This window comes from Glycomyces luteolus (assembly GCF_027622875.1).
In the GTDB taxonomy this organism is placed as follows: Bacteria; Actinomycetota; Actinomycetes; order Mycobacteriales; family Micromonosporaceae; genus Glycomyces; species Glycomyces luteolus.
Genome location: NZ_JAPZVP010000015.1, coordinates 123,851 through 140,137, shown reverse-complemented (window position 1 = coordinate 140,137; position 16,287 = coordinate 123,851). Strand labels below are relative to the sequence as shown.

Sequence of the window (16,287 nt, the reverse complement as noted above, 5' to 3'; positions counted from 1 at the left end):
GCCTGGCGCCCCCCCCCCCCCGGGGGGGGGGGGGGGCCGCGCCCCCCCCCCCCCCCGGCCCCCCCCCGCCTCGTTGCCGCTATCGCCTTGCGGCGCTAGTTCTCCGGGATCTCCGGCGTCGCCGAGGCGTCGTACTCCGGCGCGGGCAGCGCGCCCAGGATGTCGGTGATGTCCTCCCGCTCGAACGGGGCGCTGCCCGTCCACTGCACCGAGATCGCGGCGGCCCAACCGTCGGGGTCGAACCGGGTGACCTCGAGTTGGTGGTTGGTGTACTCGTCAGGGTCCGACGCGCCCTCGGGGACCTCCTGAGGCTCGATGAGCTCTTCGAAGGTCCAGACGGTCCCGTCGTACTCCGTCTCCGACTCGCAGACGGCACTGTCCAAGCAGCGGTGCAGCTCCGGGCCGAAGTCGGCCGAGTCGGAGATGCCCGGCACCCAGCCGCCCGGCAGCGTGTAGTTCAGATTGAAAGGGGCCTCGCCGCCGCTGTCGGCGAACTCCATGACCCCTGAAGCGTGGTAGCGGCGCTCGACGACAGCACCGTGATTCGAGCTTCCCAGGTACTCGGCCGTACCCTCGCCGAGCGAGGAACCGGGCATCTCGGCCTGGAACATGTCACGCGCCGCATCGGCCGAGGCCTCCGCCGCCTCCTGAGCCGACTCCTCCCATCCGGCGTCGTAGAGCCAGCCGGTCGGGACCTCCACCAGCTCCTCGACCGGACGCAACTCGCTCGTGTCGAAGGCCACCTCGGGCATCGCCGCCACGGCCTCGGTGAAGTCCTCGAAGGCGATCGCGAACTCCTGCGCCCCCTCCCCGCAGCCCATGTCCCACACGGCATGCAGACCGCTGCCGTCGGGATAGGTGAGCAGGGCTTCATACGCGCACTCGTGATTCACGGTGGTGAGTGTGCGGCCGCCGTCGACATCGGTGGTCTCGAGCTCGTCGGTCCAATCCGCATCCTCGTTCCAGGGACTGCCGCTGGCGCTGATCACATGCTGCGGGAAGAGCTGCTCGGTGACCGGCCCCGGCTCGGCGGTCCAGCCGCCGGGCAGCAGCGCCCGGACGTGGAGCGGCGTGTCCTCCTCATCGTCGCCCCCGTCCACGGAAACGCTGGTCTCATAGCTGCGCAGCCAGGTCTGGCCGTAGTTGCCGGGCGACTGGCGCGGCCGGAACGAGAACGGCTCGATGTCCTCCTGGACCACGCCCCCGACCTGCTCGATGAGCGGCCCGAAGGCCGCCTCCGTGTTCTCCTCGAGGAGGGCCCGCTCCTCCTCGGTGCCGAACACCTCGGACTGCGCATAGGGGTAGCCGGCCATCGCGGTGTCCTCGACCGAGTCGGCGGGCGGGCTCGCCTCCTCGTCGGCACCGGGCAACCCGAGCACGGACAGGGCGAGGACCGCGGCGATCGCGGCGACACCGGTCGCGGCGGCGCCGCCGACCATGGCGCGCTGGCGGCGGCGCACGCGGTAGCCGTCGCGCACGATCCGGTCGAGGTCGAACGCAGCGGGCGGCGGGGCTTCGGGCAGGGCGGTGCGGAACATCGCCTCGGGATCGTCTTGCAGGTTCATCGGTATTCGCTTCCTTCCGCTAGACCCGGGCCAGGACATGGGAATCGTTGAGGATCTCCCTCAGCTTTCGCAGAGCCTTGGCGGACTGGCTCTTCACGGTTCCCGTCGAACAGCTCATGGCGGTCGCGGTCTCGTCGACGGACAGTTGCTCCCAGTACCGGAGTACGAGCGTCGCGCGTTGCCTGGCGGGCAATTGATTCAGCGCCGCGATCAGCTCCATCCGGACCTCAACATCCTCTTGTGGACGGTCGAGTTCCTGAACGGGCAGTTCGGAACTGACTCGCTCGCGGCGAACCCAGGCGAGGCGCCGGTGGGATATGAACACGTTGGTGACGATCTTGCGGACGTACGCCGAAGCGCCGCCCGGCTCGACGCGCCGCCAGGCCGCGAACATCTTCGTCAGCGCCTTCTGCACGATGTCGTCGGCCTCGTACCAGTCCCCGCACAGCAGATACGCGTACCTGCGCAGGCTCTCGCGCTGGGCGATGGCGAAGGATCGGAACTCGGCCTCTTGCTGCTCCTCGGACTTCACGGGGCCTCTTTCAGATGACGGGTCGGAGCCGGGCCGGCCGCGGCAAGGTGGATTCGGCGCAGCCCGACACGCCTGATACGCGGGAACCGGCCCTGGGGTTGCCCGAGCGGTCGATGTGATCTGCGCCCTTAAATCGCGGCGCGGCCGGCACTCGCCTCGCCCTGATACCGACCGGCCTGCGTCCCTGCGGCGCGTTGTCGCGATCACAGGAACCCGTTTGTAGGGGCGCAGGCGCATCCGGTACAGTTACATCCCGTCGGCGCCGAGAGCTTCGAGGCGCTAACACACCAGTGGGGTATGGTGTAATTGGCAACACGGCTGATTCTGGTTCAGTTGTTCTTGGTTCGAGTCCAGGTACCCCAGCCAATTTGGTCTTATCCAAACAGACAGGCCCGCTGAGCGGGCCTTTTGTCTTGCCCTGGTCAACTCCTGCGCGACTCCGCGTCGCCGAAACCAGCGGCTCCAGCAACTCAGTGACTTGGTTATCAATAACCCGGGGAACCCGCTCCCCGTCTTCCACCGCGACGAAGAGCCGCCCGAAGAACCCGGTGTGAACTGCCCGATGGTGCGCCTCCGGGAGCACCTCGAGGAACCGCCGAGGATCCTCCAACAACTCCAACACCAGGCTCACCGCCCGCCTGGCGGTCTCCAGCCCAGTGCTCCCGACCCGCTCAAGCCGCTCGCTGATCCGAGCGAGCTGATCCCGCAGGTCCCGAACCTTCTCGTTCAGCCGAGCCTGCGGCCAGTCAGGGTCACCGACGAGCTCCAGAAGCTGATCCTGCTGACGCTCCAGCCGCTCACGCTCGCCCGACAACTGCGTCCGCAGCTCTTCATCGACGCGCTGGCGATCGACTACCGCCTGCTCCAGCTGCATCCGAAGCTCAGCCGCCAAGGACGGCGGTATCCGAAGCCTGCCGTAGTGCGCCCGCACTTCTGCTTCCATTACCGCGACCGGTACTCGCTCGCTGCGACAGGTCTTGTCTGCCCGGCCGCTGCAGACGAAGTACGAGTATTTGACCCCGCGGCCGTTCGTCACCGTGTCGAGGTAGAACCGCGTCCGGCAACGTGCGCACCAGATCACGCCCTTCAATGGGTGGTCGTACACCCGCTTCCGAAATCCGCCGTTGTTCTGCCGCAGGACTTCCTGCACCCGGTCGAACAGATTCTGACTCACCAGCGGCTTGTGTCGCCCCTGATGCTCGACACCCTTGAAGGTGACCCGTCCGAGGTAGTAGCGATTCCGCAGGATCGTGCCGATGGTGTACATCGGGATCTCCCGTCCGGCCGGGCACCGCTTGCTAGGCCGAGTCCGAAGCCCGGCGTCAGTCACAGCCCGCTGCAGCTCCTTGAGCGAGTACATCCCGCTCGCATACAGCTCGAACATCATCCGGATGAAGGGAGCCCGCTCCTCGTCAACGACCACGGTCCGAACCTCGCGGCCCTCGACGGTCTCGCCAGCGTTCCGGTATCCGATGGGCGCCTGGTACGGCGTTCCTCCATTGGCGGCCTTCGCACCCATCTTGTAAGCCACGTCTGCACCCGACGCCCGCGACTGATACTCGTTGACCCCATCGAGGATCGTGGCCACGAGATCGCCGATGTAGGTGTCCTCGGTGTAGTCCATGATCGAAACGAGCTGAACCCCAAGCTTCTTGAGCTCCCGCCGCGTGATCGCCGCATCCGCAGTGTCCCGGTGCATCCGCGACCGCGCGTACACGATGATCGCCCCGACGTCCTTCTCGTTCCGGATGCGCGCCATCATCTCCAGGAACTTCGGCCGCCCATCGACCGTCATACCGGACTTCCCCGGCTCGACGTACTCGGCCACGATCTCCATCCCAAGCTCCTCGGCCTGGCGCTGGCACGCGTTCCGCTGCGCTGGAATCGAGTTCCCCTCCGGGGCGTAATCCGTCTCCACCTGCCCCCGCGAGGACACCCGCAGATAGAGCACGGCACGTTTCGCCCTGACGTCCTGACTCATGATCGATCGGCCTTCCGACTGGTTGATTCGGTTCGACCTGCCGCATTCGCCGAGCCGGGCTCAACCGCGGCGCTCCGCTCCAACTCCAGTGCGGCATCGATCAAACTCTCCACGATCAGCCGCACATCAACGTCATCCCGAAGCGCCCCGGTCACCCGCACGCGAACCTCTCTGCCACCCACGAGGCTCACCGCCCCACCAAGGCAAAACAGCAGGTCAACGCCAAGGTAGACCCGCTTCGCGGCAACGTCGAGCGATGCGAATTATCCGACTCCGGAGTACGACGAAGCCTCCCGCGAACGGGTTGGACTCCGGGATCTGCGCCGGCAGAGGTGTCGGTGGCAGCCAACAAGAAGACGACCAAACGCGATGCCTCGCCGCGATCGATCGGTACAGCCTGGGCTCCCTAATTCTACCCTTTGCACCAATGGCGAAGCAGGATCAAGAACGGCCTTTTCGACAGCCGAAAACCAAGACGACAGATGTCCAGACGACTCGTTAGGCTCCGGAACATCGGACTACGAGGGAGGCAGGGCATGAGACGGAAGCTGGCGAGGTTCGTCGAGTCAGACCAGCCTGTCGACTACATGGGCGGATATGACCATGCGCTCGTGCACTGCCCGAGGTGCGACGGCATGGCGGTTCGCCGCAAAGAAAGGGTGACCTGCGGATCGTGCGCGTACACCTCTGAACTGCGTCGCAAGCCGAAGGAAGTCAAGTCCGAGCCCCCGCAAGTCGTCATGTGCCCCGAGTGCAATCGCTACGTCGGCACCTACCGCTCAGACCTTCGCTTGCTGCGCCTGCGCTGCCGAGGCTGCGGCTGGGTCAAGGAGCCGACGATCTCCGACTCGTGGGGAAAGCCGAAGCGCCAGAAGCGGACTCAGCTCTGGCTGGAGGTCGACTTCCGCGGGGAGCAGCTGTGGGCGGTGAACGAAGAGCATCTCAACTTCTTGGAGAGTTACGTCGCCGCCGGAGTCCGGGAGACCAGCCCGTTCAACAGCACCATCGCAAGCAGGCTCCCCGCCTGGATCAAGTCAGGCAAGAACCGCGACGACCTCCTCCGCGCGCTGGCGAAGCTGCGGACGCGACTGCCAGAGAATATGCCTCCGACACGCTAAGAACATGGCTCGGTTGTCGAGGCTCGTGTGACGGGTGAGAACATCCCTACGACGGCCGACACGAGGAATGGACAGTTGTTCCAAGCGGCGGTCATCAACAGTACTTCGAAGGAGACGCCATGTCCGCGATCAAGAGGCTGGAGTCCGCGATTCCTGCAATGGTGCAGTTTCGCGCGCCCGCGCCGCGCGAGGTGCGTTGGGAGGTGCTGCGCGAAGAACTGGGGGTGGAGCTTCCCTCCGACTTCCGTGCCTTGGCGGAGGCGTACCCGGAGCTGGTATTCGAGGATTTTCTTTGCCTTGGCTTGCCCCGTCCTGGGGAGGAGCTGTCCTACGTTGCGGTTCATCGACAAGCGGCCGAGATCCTCGATGTTTGGCGCGAGGAGGGTGACGCTGCAGGGTATGTTCCGTATCCGGAGCCCGGTGGACTATTGCTCTGGGCGTGGTCGTACTCAGGGGACTACTTCTACTGGCGAACGTGGTCGGCGTTCCCTGACGACTGGTCGGTCGTGGTTATGGGCGCAAACGGCGACTGGTCGGAGTATGCAATAGGCGTCGTAGATTTCCTTGCCGCGCTCTACCGCAAAGACTTCACCATTCCGGGCATGCCCAGGAATTGGCCGGGCGATGACCCCGATGTGGTAGCTGTCTGACCGCAATCCGGCTCTCAAGGACTCCACCCACCTCGCGCTCTTCGCCGGGACGACCGGTGCCGCCACCGATTTCAGCGTGATCAGCCTGGGTGGGACACCGCAGCGATGAGCCACCGTGAGACAGGTGCCGACCCCAGTTGACGTACATCGTCGATCCATCGTGCTTCAGCCAGTTCAGGAGAGAGGGAAACCTGCTCGTCCGGAGCGACTGCGCGCAAGATCGTCAAGGTGTCTCGTTTGCCTTCCAAGGTTGTCGCCACCGTTTCCAGGGCCGTGAAGGCTTCTGCGGGGAGCACGAGGGCAAGTTCCTCGGCCACCTCCCTGGAGATGGCCTGCTCGGGTGACTCCCCGGCAGGTTTGTAGCCGCCTCCGGGCAAGCCCCAACGGCTTGGATCGCTGTAGGAGTGGCGGACCACTAGAAACCGCCCTGACCCGTCCGGGTGCAGCAGAAGCGCCTTCACTCCGAACGTCGCCGGCTTCCGGATCTTCCACCACAGCCGCATCCCCGGCGCGACCAGGCGGAGGATCGGGGCGGGTAGGCGGATGTGTCTCATCGGGCGATTATGACGGTCCTGAAGTGCGGGTCGTCGTAGCGGTAGCGGATCATCCGGCGCGAGCCGGTGAACGGCTCACGGGCATGGATCATTGCCCGGTTGTCCACGACAAGCAGGTCACCGGGGCGCCACCGATGCACTACCGCGATCGCTTCGGACAGGGCAGCTTCCACCTCGGTGTACATCGACGCCTCCGACAAAGACGCCGGAAGCGGTTCGCAGACCGCATTAGTCTCAAGCGCTGACCGAAACCGCAGGGTCAGCCCATGCTCGGGGGTCTCAACGATCAGGGGGTGAGTCGAGGACGTCGGCCGCCAAGCGGTTGAGTACGCGATGCGGACCTGAGCCATCTCCGGTCGCGACTTCAGCAGAGCACGGGCAGCAATCCGGCCGTCGTAGAGGCAGGTCGCACCGCCACTGGTCGACGCGGACAGGCATCCGAGCGCGAAGTACCGCAAGGGTTCAGGATCGTCCAGCTGTTCGGTGTGGCGAGGCAGCCATTCCTGGGAACCATGCGCTTCCAGCACACGAACTCCCACCCATGCAGCACCGACGTGCGCACCGAACCGGACCGCCGCCTCCGTGAGCGCATGCTGATTCGCCTCGGAGCGGATGAGGGCGTATCCCCGAACGTTCAAGTCCAGAACTATCTCGTCAAGGTCGACAGCGACAGACTGCACAATGATCTCCAAAACCAGAGGAAGTCTGGGGGTGCGGAGCCACCGCCCACCCGGTGGCTCCGCGGGGGAGAAGGGTCAGAGCGCGCCGCGTTCGGCGGCGCGAAGGAGGATCGCCTCCACTTCGGCTCGCCATTGGCGACGCCGTTCTTCGGGAGCGGCTTTCCAGCTGGGACGAGCGACCATCCCGCAGATTCGACCGCTCTCATGGAGGAGGTCGGCGATGGGAGTCAGCTCGTTCATCGCATTGACGAGACAGAGCACCACATGCTCAGCGGCCGTGACGGGTTCGACGGCGAAGCGGAAGCCGTCGATCTCGAATGTGCCGACCACACTGGGCGGAAGTGGCGCTGGTTCGCGTGGCTCCGGACGGTCTGCGTGCCAGGCGGCAACGAGCGCGACAATCTGGGTCCGCTGCTGCGATTTCCAGGTGTCGGTCTGCTCCCGCCACGGCTCTTCCCACCGGACTTCACGGACGACACCGCCTGCATGCAGCGCGTACCCGATCTTTATCGGCGTCCCTTGCTGGTCGAGCCACACGGATGCATAACCGGTGCCCCGCCGAGCCATGACCGTGAGCTTGTTACCCCGACCTGTCAGCCATGAGCCGAGGATTTCGGGCCTCGTCCGGTTGCCCTTCTCGTCTTTGACTCGTAGTCTCTGAGCCGTCACCATTTCTCCCTTTGACGGATCTGGTGAGGCGGCCCGCCCGAAGCTTGGAACCCGAAGGCGGGCCGCACAACACTGGCTTGCGCACCGCCTGAGCAGCCAGGGTCCATGTGTAAGCGGTGGATGACTCTCGGGAGCCATGCTTGTAGCATCGTCTACAGCGAAGCCGACAGGAAGACCCAAACCGTCTACAAGGTGTCTACAGATGACCCCAGGACAACAACTGCGCGCGGCGCGAACCGCCGTTGACCTCAGCTTGGGCGACATGGCCCGCCGCTTGCCCTGGAGTAAAGCGGCCCTAGGGTTTTACGAGACTGACCAACGCCCTGTCCCGAGCGAAGTGATAGTGGCGTATACCGAAGTCGTCAACCAGGAACGCCGACGACTGGCTGAGGAGGAAGGCATGCGGCGCAGGGCATTGCTCTCACTCGGAGCTGCGGCGGTGCCGGGTCTCATCGCCGGAGCGCCGTTCCTCCCAGACAACGGCCTCAAGTCCCTCGGCGAAACCGAACTCGATCAGCTAGAAGCGCTGGCGACTCACTACCGAGACTGGAACGAGCGCACCGGAGGAGGCCTCCAACTCCGTGCCGTCCTCGTTCAGATTGACCAGCTTGCGGAACTGGCTGAAGTCGACCGGAACCGATCCCGTCGTGCTCGAACTTTCAAGGTGATGGCCCGCTTCTCTCAGACGGCCGCAACGATGTTTTGGGACACTGGCGACGACGGAAAAGCTCGCCGGTGCTACGAGTTCGCGCTCCATGCTTCGGTTGAGGCTCGCGATCGCTCCGGCGAGGTGAAAGCGCTGGTCGGCATGGGTCGCCAGGAACTCATCCTCGGCAACCCAAGTGAGGCCCAAGAACTCACGAGGCGCGCGCTCGAACGAGCTTCCGGACATGTCCCCGCGGCGTTGATGGCGAAGGTCTACACCCGCCACGCATGGTCAAAATCCAGCCTCAGTGACATCAACGAGTTCCGCAGAAGCACTGATCTAGCGGCCGAGACGCTCGCTGACGCAAACGACGATGGCGGAAGCTCCTTCGACAATGCCGAGTTCGCCGGCACCACTGGAGCGCGCCTCCTCGAGATGGCGCATGAAGACCGAAGCCTCGCAGCCGAAGCCGCTGCCTCGATCGAAACTGCAATCGCTGTGCGCGATCCGAGGAAGCTCCGATCGCTCGCTCTAGACCAGCTCGGGCTCGCGCAGGCACGGATGCTCCAAGGCGAACTCGAGGAAGCCTGCTTGCAAGGCAACCGAGCGGTCAAAACCGCGACGAAGACCGGTTCTTCCCACGTCCGAACCAAGCTCGAGAACCTGCGCACTCTCGCCGCGACCTACCAGAACGAATCCTGCGTCGCAGAACTCCGGGACCACATCGACACGGCTCTGGCAGCCTGACCTCATCCACAAGGAGCACCAAATGCGGATCGGCATCACCGGGCACATGAACCTCTCCCCGGAAACCGTTAACCTCGTGCGGGCCGCCATCAGAGAGGCGCTCGAAGAGTTCCAAGACGGCGACCTTGTCGGATTCAGCTGCCTCGCAGCAGGCGCAGACTCAATCTTCGCCCAAGCAGTCCTGGGCGCCGGTGGCAAGCTGACAGTGGTCGTCTCCTCCGCGGACTACCGCGACAAGAAGGTCGATCCAGAAGATCGACCCGCCTACGATCGCCTGATCACACAAGCTGCCGAGGTCAACGCGATGCCCTTCGAAACCGGCGGACGAGAAGCCTACGCGGCAGCCAACGAGCACATCCTCGCCTCGATCGACCACCTCTTCGCAGTCTGGGACGGCCAACTACCAGCAGCCAAAGGCGGCACTGCGGACGCAGTTTCCCAAGCACAGTCCCGCGGAATACCGGTCACAGTCATCTGGCCCAATGGTTCCGCCCGTGTGTAAATCAATCTTAGAAGTGCCTTAGAATTCGGATGTAAGGCTCTACTGAATAACCACATCATGATGATCGGTTGCAAGAATTGACCCATCTCTCACAATATAGACCTCGACGTAGTGGCGTCCAGACCAAGATGTGGATTCAATACGTTTGCGAGTCCGTTCTGAGATCATGCCGGCGGTCATGATCTTGTGCTTCTCGAGGGCTTCGAGGATTTCGAAGTCTCTCCTGGTCAGGCGGCTGGTTATCTCGTTGAAGTCGCCCGTGTTCGTACCTGGGATCCGCTTCGCGCACATGCCGATTCTCACCGCCTTCCCGTTGCGGCGGAGTCGGTCTCGGCGGCGAGGGGTGCTGTGAGGCGGGCGTGCAAGGCCTGTACCTGGGGGTACAAGTGCCCGTACGTCTCCAACGGGCCAGCCACAACAAATCTTGAGTTTATGAGCGGTCATCAGGTTGATGACCGCTCAAATGTCTTTGAAGTATCCCTTGCTCAAGCAACGCTTTTCGCGTCTTGATCCTCGCGGCGGGCCCACTTCCAACCTATGAGCCGCCCTGCCGCTTCGCATCAGCGCTCGCGGGACGGTTCCCGATGCGTGTGGCGCCAGGCGGGAGTGGCAACGCCGTTGAGTACCGTGTCGACGATCCGCTCGGCTACGTCGTGGTCCACCGGCAGATGTCCGAAGAGGACTCGGTAGTACACGGTCGCGCCGAAGAGATCCAGGAGCAGATCGATGTCGGCGTCGGGGACGATGTCGCCGCGTTCGATCCCTCGCCGCAAGGCCTCGGCAGTCGTCGCCCGGCGTGGGTGGAAGTAGCGCTCCAGGAAGACGCGGTCGAGTTCGGGATCGCCGGCGAGGTCGGCTACCAGGGCGGGCAGGACGGTGCGGCCGATTTTCACCGGATATGCGGCACCGAGGGTGCCAATGCCTTCCACCAGGTCGCATCGCGTGCAGCCCGTGTCTGGAGTGGGCGCGGTCCCGACGATAGCGGCGAGCGCGTCCACGACCAGATGAGCGCGGCTCGGCCACCTGCGGCGGAGCGCCGGCTTGCTTGTGGAGGCCCGGGCGGCGACGGCTTCGAACGTCAGCTTTGCGTAGCCGACCTCGTTCAGCAGCTTCGCTGTCGCTTCGATGACGGCCTGGTCGATGCGCTCGTCGCGGGGCCGCCCGGTCCGTGTGTCCGCCATGTCACATAGTCTAACACTTACATTCCGTTCCGTAACGGAACATAATCGCTCTCATGATGCATTCCACAGCAGCAACCGGCGGAGTGCTCTCTGCCGCGCACCGGTCCCGCACCATTGGCGTGACCCTTACCGTGAGCCTCGTGGCGTTCGAGTCGCTCGGCATCGCGACGGTGCTCCCCGGCGTCGCCCGCGATATCGGTGGACTCGGGTCGTACGGCTGGGGCCTCGCCGCGCTCATGCTCGCCAGTCTCATCGGCACCGTGCTCGCAGGACGCTCCTGCGACCGCCGCGGCCCGCACCGGCCGCTCCTCGCCGGGCTCGCCGTGTTCGCCCTCGGCTGCGGCATCGCGGGCAGCGCGACGTCGTGGCCGCTGTTCCTACTCGGACGTTGCGCCCAGGGCCTCGGTACCGGCGCCTTGATGGCCATGGCCTACACCGTCATCGGCCTCACCTACCCCGAACGACTGCGGGCCCGCATGTTCGCACTGCTGTCCTCGGCCTGGACCGTGCCGTCGCTCGTCGGGCCCGTCGTTGCCGCCGCCCTCGCTTCGGCCGCAGGGTGGCAGTGGGTGTTCGTGCTGATGCTCCCGCTCATCGTCCTCGCCGGCGCGCTCACCCTTCCCGGCCTGAGGCGGCTCGACGGCCGGACGGACGACGCGGCCCGGACTCCCCGGTGGCGGGGACCCGCCGCGGCCAGCGCCGCGCTCGCAGCGGGCACCGCGCTCCTGCTCCTCGGATTGCAGCTGCGTCATCCGGCTGCCGCGTTCCTATGCGTCGCAACGGGTGCGGCCGTCGCCGTCGCCGCAGTCCGAGTCGTCACCCCTGCGGGGACACTTACCGCACGGCGCGGCGTGGCGTCCGGCGTCATCGTGCGGTTCCTGCTGTGCGCCGTGTACTTCGGCAGTGAGGCGTTCCTCCCGCTCGGGCTCACCGAGCTTCGAGGCACCGGCGAACTCGAAGCCGGCCTGGGGCTGTCCGCGGGCGCGCTCGCGTGGGTCGCCGGCTCGGTGCTCCAGGCCCGGTGGGATACCGGGAGAGTACGCGCCACCGTGGTGGGGTTCGGGGTGCTCGCCGCCGGACTCGCCATCATGGCGTTCGGCGTACTCGCCGGACCCGGCATCGTCGCGGTGCTGGGGTGGGCCGTCGGAGGGATGGGCATGGGCATCGCCTTCAATGCCGCCACCACCGAAACCGTCAGCCAGACTCCGGCTGCGGGCCAAGGCGAGGTCAACGCCGCGCTGCAACTCGCGCAGACCCTCGCCACAGCCGTGGTGAGCGGTCTCGGCGGCGCCATAGTCGCGCACTCCGGCCCCGTGCCGCAGGCCTTCCTGGCGACGTTCCTCGTCACCGGCCTCCTGGCCGTACTCGGCCTTGTGCTTGCGCCCCGACTGCGCGCCAGCGGGCGAGGATCGGTGCAGGCCGGATGAGAGGGGCTCGAGCTTCTTGACACGTTTCCCGTATCCGCGTTCGCCTCATTCAGGAGGTAGAGGTGATGCGGATGGGCTGAGGACCCTGGCGCCGGGGCGGACTTGGGCCGCCCAGAACCAGCACCGCAAGGTGCGCCTCTGGCTCGAGACCGGCTTTCGCGGTGACATCCTGTGGGTAGTGAACGAGCAGCACCTGAGGTTCCTGGAGGACTACGTCGCCGCCTGTGTGCGCGAGACCAGTCCGTTCAACAGCGCCATCGCAAGCAGGCTCCCAGCCTGGATCAAGTCCGGCAAGAACCGCGAGGGTCTACTCCGCGCACTCGCGAAACTGCGGGCACGGCTGCCGGAGAACATGCCTCCGAAGGCTTAACTGACAAGTCCGACCTGGTGTTCGGCGATTCGTGCAGGATCGCAGGAATATACGACGTTATTCCAAACTCGACTGATTGTGTTCACTGGACGCGCCTTCCTCGCCCTTGAAGGGCGGCAGTCGGGTTGGGCGCGGCAGCGCCGGCGCGCGGACTTCGCGGCGGTCCCGGGTGTTGACGGCCGCTGCTAACATGAGGCACATTCTGGCTTCGAAGCTCGGTGATTGGGGACGATATGACGACTCCGGATTTCAGCGGTCTCACCGACGCCCTGCAGCAGACCCTCGATGCTGCCAAACGCGTCGAGGAGATACAAAGCGGCGCAGCGGAATCCGACCCGATCGAGGTCGAGGCCGCCGACGGCCTGATCACCGTCGGCGCCAAGCTCCCCGGTGCGATCGAACTGCGCATCGACCCCCGCGCGATGCGGCTCGGCTCCGAAGTGCTCGCCGCCGAGATCGCAAAGGCCGCGAATGAAGCGCTCACCAAGCTCCGCGAGAGCGTAGGCGCCGCAGCGGCAGTCGACCTCCAGGAGGTCACCGAGCAGCTCGGCGAGCTCCAGCAGGAAAGCGCCCAGCGCATGAACACCTTCATCGACGGTCTCTTCCAGGCCCACCAGCGGGCCGCCGAACGGGAGGGGCGCTGACGTGGACCGGCTTTCCATCGACCCCGACCTGCTCGACACCGTCGCCCAGGGGCTGGGCGTCAGCGCCGAGGACCTGGCCTCCGTGTGGCAGTCGTTCCGGGAGCGGATCGCCCCCCAAGCGGCGGAAGGCGCGGGCGGCGACGAGATCGGCGGCATCATCGGTGAGATCCACAATGTGATCGTCGAGATCTTCGACGAGTCGGTCAACTCGGTGATCGAGGAGTTCTCCGAGGCCGGGGCCGACGTGCAGGAATGGGCCACAGGCCACCGCGACGCCGACGAGAACATCCGGGCCATCTTCGAGCAGCTCAGCGGCGAACTGGGGGTCTGAGGATGGTCATCAACCTGCCTTCGGCCCTTGGCGAGCTGCTGAACATGCTCGGCTTCAACTGGCCGATGTCCAATGAGGACACATTGTTCGACGTCGGCACCGCCTGGATGGAGCTGCCGGGCGAGATCGACGGCGTCCTCTCCGGTGCGGGCCAGCACGCGGAGACGATGTTCAGCGAGAACATCGGCGACTCGATCGAGGCCTTCAAGACCTGGTGGGACAGCGAGGACAGCCCCGCGAAGCTCCTGCAGGACGGCACGGTCGGCATGTGCCTCACCGGTGGCGCCCTCATGGTCTGCGCCGGAGTCGTGCTCGCGTTGAAGATCGCCGTGCTCATCCAGCTCGGCATCCTCGCCGTGCAGATCGCCGCCGCCATCGCCGCGGCCGCCGCCACCTTCGGCATCGCCTCCGCGGCGCTCCCCGCCCTGTACGCCCTCGGCCGCAAGATCGTCGGCGACCTCATCCAAGAGGCCGTCATGCGGCTGCTGATGTAGCGGGGGCAGCCATGGCAAGGACTACGAGAGCCGGCTCCGGGGCCGTCAGCCGACTGGTGATGCCGGTCGCGCAGCGCCTGAAGATCGCACGGAAGCGGCGGCGCAACCTCAAACCGGTGAAGGACGTCAAGACGCCGCCGCCGGCCGGCTCGTACGACAAGCGGATCCTCATCGATCCCAAGAAGTACCCCGAGAGCGCCAAGCACATCCGCGGCGCGCAGAAGAAGGGCTACCCGCGGATCCTGACCAAGGATTCGAGCAAGTCGAAGAACCGCCGCCGCCGGAACCTCTCGCTGTTCCGGGTGCCGATCAGGCGCGGCAAGGACCGCGACGAGTACCCGTTCGCATCGACGCAGGAAGGCGGGCACGGCGCGAGCATCAAGTACCTCGATCCGAGTGACAACACCGGGGCCGGCAGCTCCCTGCGGCATCAATGGAGCGGCCTGCCCAACGGGTCTAGGATCTGGGTGGACACCTACCGCAGACCCGGCGACCCGCCCTAGATGAGGAGCAGCATCCATGTCGCAGCAAGCGCTGAATGACCTCCTGGCGCAAGGCGGGGGCGCCCTGGCCGCGCCCCTGCCCGCCGAGGAGCTCCAGTACGTTCCGGAGCCGCTGCGCCCGCTCATCTCGAAGCGCAACGGCTTCTACGCCTTCGGCCCGGCCCTGTACGTGCGTCCCTGGGGCGCGGGATACCAGGGCAACTGCCTGTGGTGGAACGCCAAGGACCTGTGGCGTCAGGAGTACAAGGGCGTCGGCGACGACCTCTTGTTCTTCGCCGAGGACCTGTTCGGCTTCCAGTTCGGCCTGGCCCGGAGCGGTTTCTACTCGTTCGACCCGGAGACGACCGAGCGGGAGTTCATGGCCAAGGACGTCTTCGGCTGGGCGCAGAAGATCCTGTCCGACGCCGACAACCTCACCGGGGCGCCACTGGGCGATGCGTGGATCGAGCAGAACGGCCCCCTGCCGCTCGGGACGCGGCTCGCCCCGGTCGTGCCGTTCTTCCTCGGAGGGGAGTTCGAGGTCGACCACCTCAACCCCATTCCCGAGGTCGAGCTCATGCGGTTCCGCGGGGACGTCTTCCAGCAGACCAAGGACCTCCCCGACGGAGCGCAGGTCGATCTGGGCTTCTGATCGGCCGGTCCGACGGTTAGGATCCGAGCATGGTCTACGAACCCGATCTCGACATCCTCCTGACCGACGGGTACCGCCCGGACTGGAAGAAGCGCACCGAGGTCGTCATGGAGCGCCACGAGCTGACCCCGGCCGTGCTGCCGACCGGTCGTCTCCTCGCCAGCGACGGCTATCCGACCCAGGACGACGAGCCGTTCGCGGTGACCATCCCTCCGGGCACCTACCCGATGTACGCGTGGGTGGCGGTCTTCTCCAAGCGCGGCAAGGAGGTCGACCGCCGCTGTGCCGCGCTGGAACTGCGGGTCCGCGACACCCCGACCATCGACTGGGAGATGGCCTGCGCCGAAGGCGAGAAGCTCGAGGACCTCGAGAGCGAGGACGACTTCTTCGGGTTCGACGTCGAATCCGGCCGCGCGACCATCGCCGACTACGCGACCTGCGAGGCGCTCTGGCGGTGGAACTTCAGCCGGTACGAGTCGGTGTTCATCCCCGACCCCCTGCCCGAGCGGCCCGTCCCGCGCTACGTCTCGGCGGTCGTCGACCCCGAGACCGGCGGCAACCTGACGGTGGTCGGCTCCGGCTGGGGCGACGGCGTCTACCCCACCTTCATCGGACGTGACGAGCACGGCGACATCACGAGTTTCGTCACCGACTTCATGCTCTTCGAGGAATAGCCTCCGCAAAAGACGCACACCGCAAATCCGGGACGGCGAGTCTTCGCCGTCCCGCATTTGTGTGCAGCGCTCGCCGAGGGCGAACCGTGATCACCTTCGGGTCCCACGAACGAGTGACTTTCGGTTCCTCTATTCGAACAGTTCTCTTCGCGCAGTTGTCAAACTGCACTGGGTTTGCAATGAAATGCCAGTAATGAGGAAACGGAGTGAATGAAAATACTCCGCTACACTCCGATCATGAAGGCCCGTACCCCGAGGTCGCCCACCGATGGCCTTGCCCCCGTACAAGATCAACTTCAGATCGACGGTCGTCCCATTGTTAGGAGGCCTTGATATGGCATCCCCCCGAGTGCCCAAACACCGGCGCCCACCGACCGGCGAGGCAAGC

At 65.6% G+C, this 16,287-nt stretch carries 19 protein-coding genes, 1 tRNA gene and 1 pseudogene; 13 read left to right on the top strand and 8 right to left on the bottom strand.

Annotated features, from left to right (window positions below; genetic code table 11):
• Window positions 1–95 precede the first annotated feature (95 nt).
• On the bottom strand, window positions 96–1,565 hold the full coding sequence (locus O1R50_RS18595) for a hypothetical protein (protein ID WP_270111662.1): 1,470 nt from the start codon (window positions 1,563–1,565) through the stop codon (window positions 96–98).
• A 19-nt stretch (window positions 1,566–1,584) separates the two neighbouring features.
• Entirely contained in the window at window positions 1,585–2,097 is a 513-nt protein-coding gene (locus O1R50_RS18590) for a SigE family RNA polymerase sigma factor (RefSeq protein ID WP_270111661.1), read from the bottom strand.
• A gap of 291 nt (window positions 2,098–2,388) precedes the next feature.
• Between O1R50_RS18590 and O1R50_RS18585 the strand changes: the two genes are divergently transcribed.
• Window positions 2,389–2,463, top strand: a tRNA-Gln gene (locus O1R50_RS18585).
• 619 nt (window positions 2,464–3,082) lie between these two features.
• Here O1R50_RS18585 and O1R50_RS26440 read toward each other — a convergent pair.
• Window positions 3,083–4,078: pseudogene (locus O1R50_RS26440) on the bottom strand (recombinase family protein); the annotation flags it as partial.
• A 536-nt stretch (window positions 4,079–4,614) separates the two neighbouring features.
• Between O1R50_RS26440 and O1R50_RS18575 the strand changes: the two are divergent.
• Both O1R50_RS18575 and O1R50_RS18570 read left to right on the top strand, forming a co-directional pair.
• On the top strand, window positions 4,615–5,196 hold the full coding sequence (locus tag O1R50_RS18575; RefSeq protein ID WP_270111659.1) for a hypothetical protein: 582 nt from the start codon (window positions 4,615–4,617) through the stop codon (window positions 5,194–5,196).
• A gap of 119 nt (window positions 5,197–5,315) precedes the next feature.
• Window positions 5,316–5,846 (top strand): SMI1/KNR4 family protein, encoded by a 531-nt coding sequence (locus tag O1R50_RS18570; RefSeq protein ID WP_270111658.1) that lies wholly within the window; start codon window positions 5,316–5,318, stop codon window positions 5,844–5,846.
• Between the two features lie 80 nt (window positions 5,847–5,926).
• Here the strand turns inward: O1R50_RS18570 and O1R50_RS18565 are convergent, their stop codons facing one another.
• The 3 genes from O1R50_RS18565 to O1R50_RS18555 form a co-directional block, all read right to left on the bottom strand.
• A complete protein-coding gene (locus tag O1R50_RS18565; protein WP_270111657.1) occupies window positions 5,927–6,400 on the bottom strand; it encodes an NUDIX domain-containing protein in 474 nt (157 codons plus the stop codon).
• Entirely contained in the window at window positions 6,397–7,092 is a 696-nt protein-coding gene (locus O1R50_RS18560; RefSeq protein WP_270111656.1) for a TauD/TfdA family dioxygenase, read from the bottom strand. The genes O1R50_RS18565 and O1R50_RS18560 overlap by 4 nt, the downstream gene beginning before the upstream one ends.
• A gap of 63 nt (window positions 7,093–7,155) precedes the next feature.
• Window positions 7,156–7,752, bottom strand: a complete 597-nt coding sequence (locus O1R50_RS18555; RefSeq protein ID WP_270111655.1) for a hypothetical protein — start codon at window positions 7,750–7,752, stop codon at window positions 7,156–7,158.
• A gap of 199 nt (window positions 7,753–7,951) precedes the next feature.
• On the opposite strand from O1R50_RS18555, the gene O1R50_RS18550 reads away from it, so the two are divergent.
• Together O1R50_RS18550 and O1R50_RS18545 are read left to right on the top strand one after the other, a co-directional pair.
• Window positions 7,952–9,142, top strand: coding sequence for a helix-turn-helix domain-containing protein (locus tag O1R50_RS18550; RefSeq protein WP_270111654.1), 1,191 nt, complete (start codon window positions 7,952–7,954; stop codon window positions 9,140–9,142).
• Window positions 9,143–9,164: 22 nt separating this feature from the next.
• Window positions 9,165–9,644: a hypothetical protein gene (locus O1R50_RS18545; RefSeq protein ID WP_270111653.1), complete on the top strand. Its 480-nt coding sequence runs from the start codon at window positions 9,165–9,167 to the stop codon at window positions 9,642–9,644.
• Between the two features lie 39 nt (window positions 9,645–9,683).
• On the opposite strand, the gene O1R50_RS26435 is transcribed toward O1R50_RS18545, so the two are convergent.
• Both O1R50_RS26435 and O1R50_RS18540 read right to left on the bottom strand, forming a co-directional pair.
• Window positions 9,684–9,812 (bottom strand): nucleotide-binding domain-containing protein, encoded by a 129-nt coding sequence (locus O1R50_RS26435; protein ID WP_408612746.1) that lies wholly within the window; start codon window positions 9,810–9,812, stop codon window positions 9,684–9,686.
• A 392-nt stretch (window positions 9,813–10,204) separates the two neighbouring features.
• Window positions 10,205–10,825 carry a TetR-like C-terminal domain-containing protein gene (locus tag O1R50_RS18540; RefSeq protein ID WP_270111652.1) on the bottom strand — a complete coding sequence of 207 codons (621 nt, stop codon included), beginning with the start codon at window positions 10,823–10,825 and terminating at the stop codon, window positions 10,205–10,207.
• A gap of 119 nt (window positions 10,826–10,944) precedes the next feature.
• Between O1R50_RS18540 and O1R50_RS18535 the strand changes: the two genes are divergently transcribed.
• The 8 genes from O1R50_RS18535 (at window position 10,945) to O1R50_RS18500 (ending at window position 15,899) form a co-directional block, all read left to right on the top strand.
• Complete coding sequence (locus O1R50_RS18535) at window positions 10,945–12,252, top strand: MFS transporter (protein WP_270111651.1); 1,308 nt, start codon at window positions 10,945–10,947, stop codon at window positions 12,250–12,252.
• Between the two features lie 178 nt (window positions 12,253–12,430).
• Window positions 12,431–12,622 carry a hypothetical protein gene (locus O1R50_RS18530; RefSeq protein WP_270111650.1) on the top strand — a complete coding sequence of 64 codons (192 nt, stop codon included), beginning with the start codon at window positions 12,431–12,433 and terminating at the stop codon, window positions 12,620–12,622.
• Between the two features lie 233 nt (window positions 12,623–12,855).
• On the top strand, window positions 12,856–13,266 hold the full coding sequence (locus O1R50_RS18525) for a hypothetical protein (RefSeq protein ID WP_270111649.1): 411 nt from the start codon (window positions 12,856–12,858) through the stop codon (window positions 13,264–13,266).
• 1 nt (window position 13,267) lies between these two features.
• The gene (locus tag O1R50_RS18520; RefSeq protein WP_270111648.1) at window positions 13,268–13,597 is read left to right on the top strand and encodes a hypothetical protein; all 330 of its coding nucleotides are present in this window, start codon (window positions 13,268–13,270) and stop codon (window positions 13,595–13,597) included.
• Window positions 13,598–13,599: 2 nt separating this feature from the next.
• Window positions 13,600–14,091, top strand: a complete 492-nt coding sequence (locus O1R50_RS18515; RefSeq protein ID WP_270111647.1) for a WXG100-like domain-containing protein — start codon at window positions 13,600–13,602, stop codon at window positions 14,089–14,091.
• An 11-nt stretch (window positions 14,092–14,102) separates the two neighbouring features.
• On the top strand, window positions 14,103–14,594 hold the full coding sequence (locus O1R50_RS18510; protein WP_270111645.1) for a NucA/NucB deoxyribonuclease domain-containing protein: 492 nt from the start codon (window positions 14,103–14,105) through the stop codon (window positions 14,592–14,594).
• Between the two features lie 16 nt (window positions 14,595–14,610).
• Window positions 14,611–15,225: a hypothetical protein gene (locus O1R50_RS18505; RefSeq protein ID WP_270111643.1), complete on the top strand. Its 615-nt coding sequence runs from the start codon at window positions 14,611–14,613 to the stop codon at window positions 15,223–15,225.
• Window positions 15,226–15,254: 29 nt separating this feature from the next.
• Window positions 15,255–15,899 (top strand): DUF4241 domain-containing protein, encoded by a 645-nt coding sequence (locus O1R50_RS18500; protein ID WP_270111642.1) that lies wholly within the window; start codon window positions 15,255–15,257, stop codon window positions 15,897–15,899.
• The last annotated feature ends 388 nt before the right edge of the window (window positions 15,900–16,287 follow it).

Excerpts from the sequence above, each read along its gene's own strand:
- O1R50_RS18595 (WP_270111662.1), bottom strand. The coding sequence starts at position 1,565 with ATGAACCTGCAAGACGATCCCGAGGCGATGTTCCGCACCGCCCTGCCC.
- O1R50_RS18575 (WP_270111659.1), top strand. The coding sequence starts at position 4,615 with ATGAGACGGAAGCTGGCGAGGTTCGTCGAGTCAGACCAGCCTGTCGAC.
- O1R50_RS18570 (WP_270111658.1), top strand. The coding sequence starts at position 5,316 with ATGTCCGCGATCAAGAGGCTGGAGTCCGCGATTCCTGCAATGGTGCAG.
- O1R50_RS18565 (WP_270111657.1), bottom strand. The coding sequence starts at position 6,400 with ATGAGACACATCCGCCTACCCGCCCCGATCCTCCGCCTGGTCGCGCCG.
- O1R50_RS18555 (WP_270111655.1), bottom strand. The coding sequence starts at position 7,752 with ATGGTGACGGCTCAGAGACTACGAGTCAAAGACGAGAAGGGCAACCGG.
- O1R50_RS18550 (WP_270111654.1), top strand. The coding sequence starts at position 7,952 with ATGACCCCAGGACAACAACTGCGCGCGGCGCGAACCGCCGTTGACCTC.
- O1R50_RS18545 (WP_270111653.1), top strand. The coding sequence starts at position 9,165 with ATGCGGATCGGCATCACCGGGCACATGAACCTCTCCCCGGAAACCGTT.
- O1R50_RS26435 (WP_408612746.1), bottom strand. The coding sequence starts at position 9,812 with ATGATCTCAGAACGGACTCGCAAACGTATTGAATCCACATCTTGGTCT.
- O1R50_RS18540 (WP_270111652.1), bottom strand. The coding sequence starts at position 10,825 with ATGGCGGACACACGGACCGGGCGGCCCCGCGACGAGCGCATCGACCAG.
- O1R50_RS18525 (WP_270111649.1), top strand. The coding sequence starts at position 12,856 with ATGACGACTCCGGATTTCAGCGGTCTCACCGACGCCCTGCAGCAGACC.
- O1R50_RS18515 (WP_270111647.1), top strand. The coding sequence starts at position 13,600 with ATGGTCATCAACCTGCCTTCGGCCCTTGGCGAGCTGCTGAACATGCTC.
- O1R50_RS18510 (WP_270111645.1), top strand. The coding sequence starts at position 14,103 with ATGGCAAGGACTACGAGAGCCGGCTCCGGGGCCGTCAGCCGACTGGTG.
- O1R50_RS18505 (WP_270111643.1), top strand. The coding sequence starts at position 14,611 with ATGTCGCAGCAAGCGCTGAATGACCTCCTGGCGCAAGGCGGGGGCGCC.
- O1R50_RS18500 (WP_270111642.1), top strand. The coding sequence starts at position 15,255 with ATGGTCTACGAACCCGATCTCGACATCCTCCTGACCGACGGGTACCGC.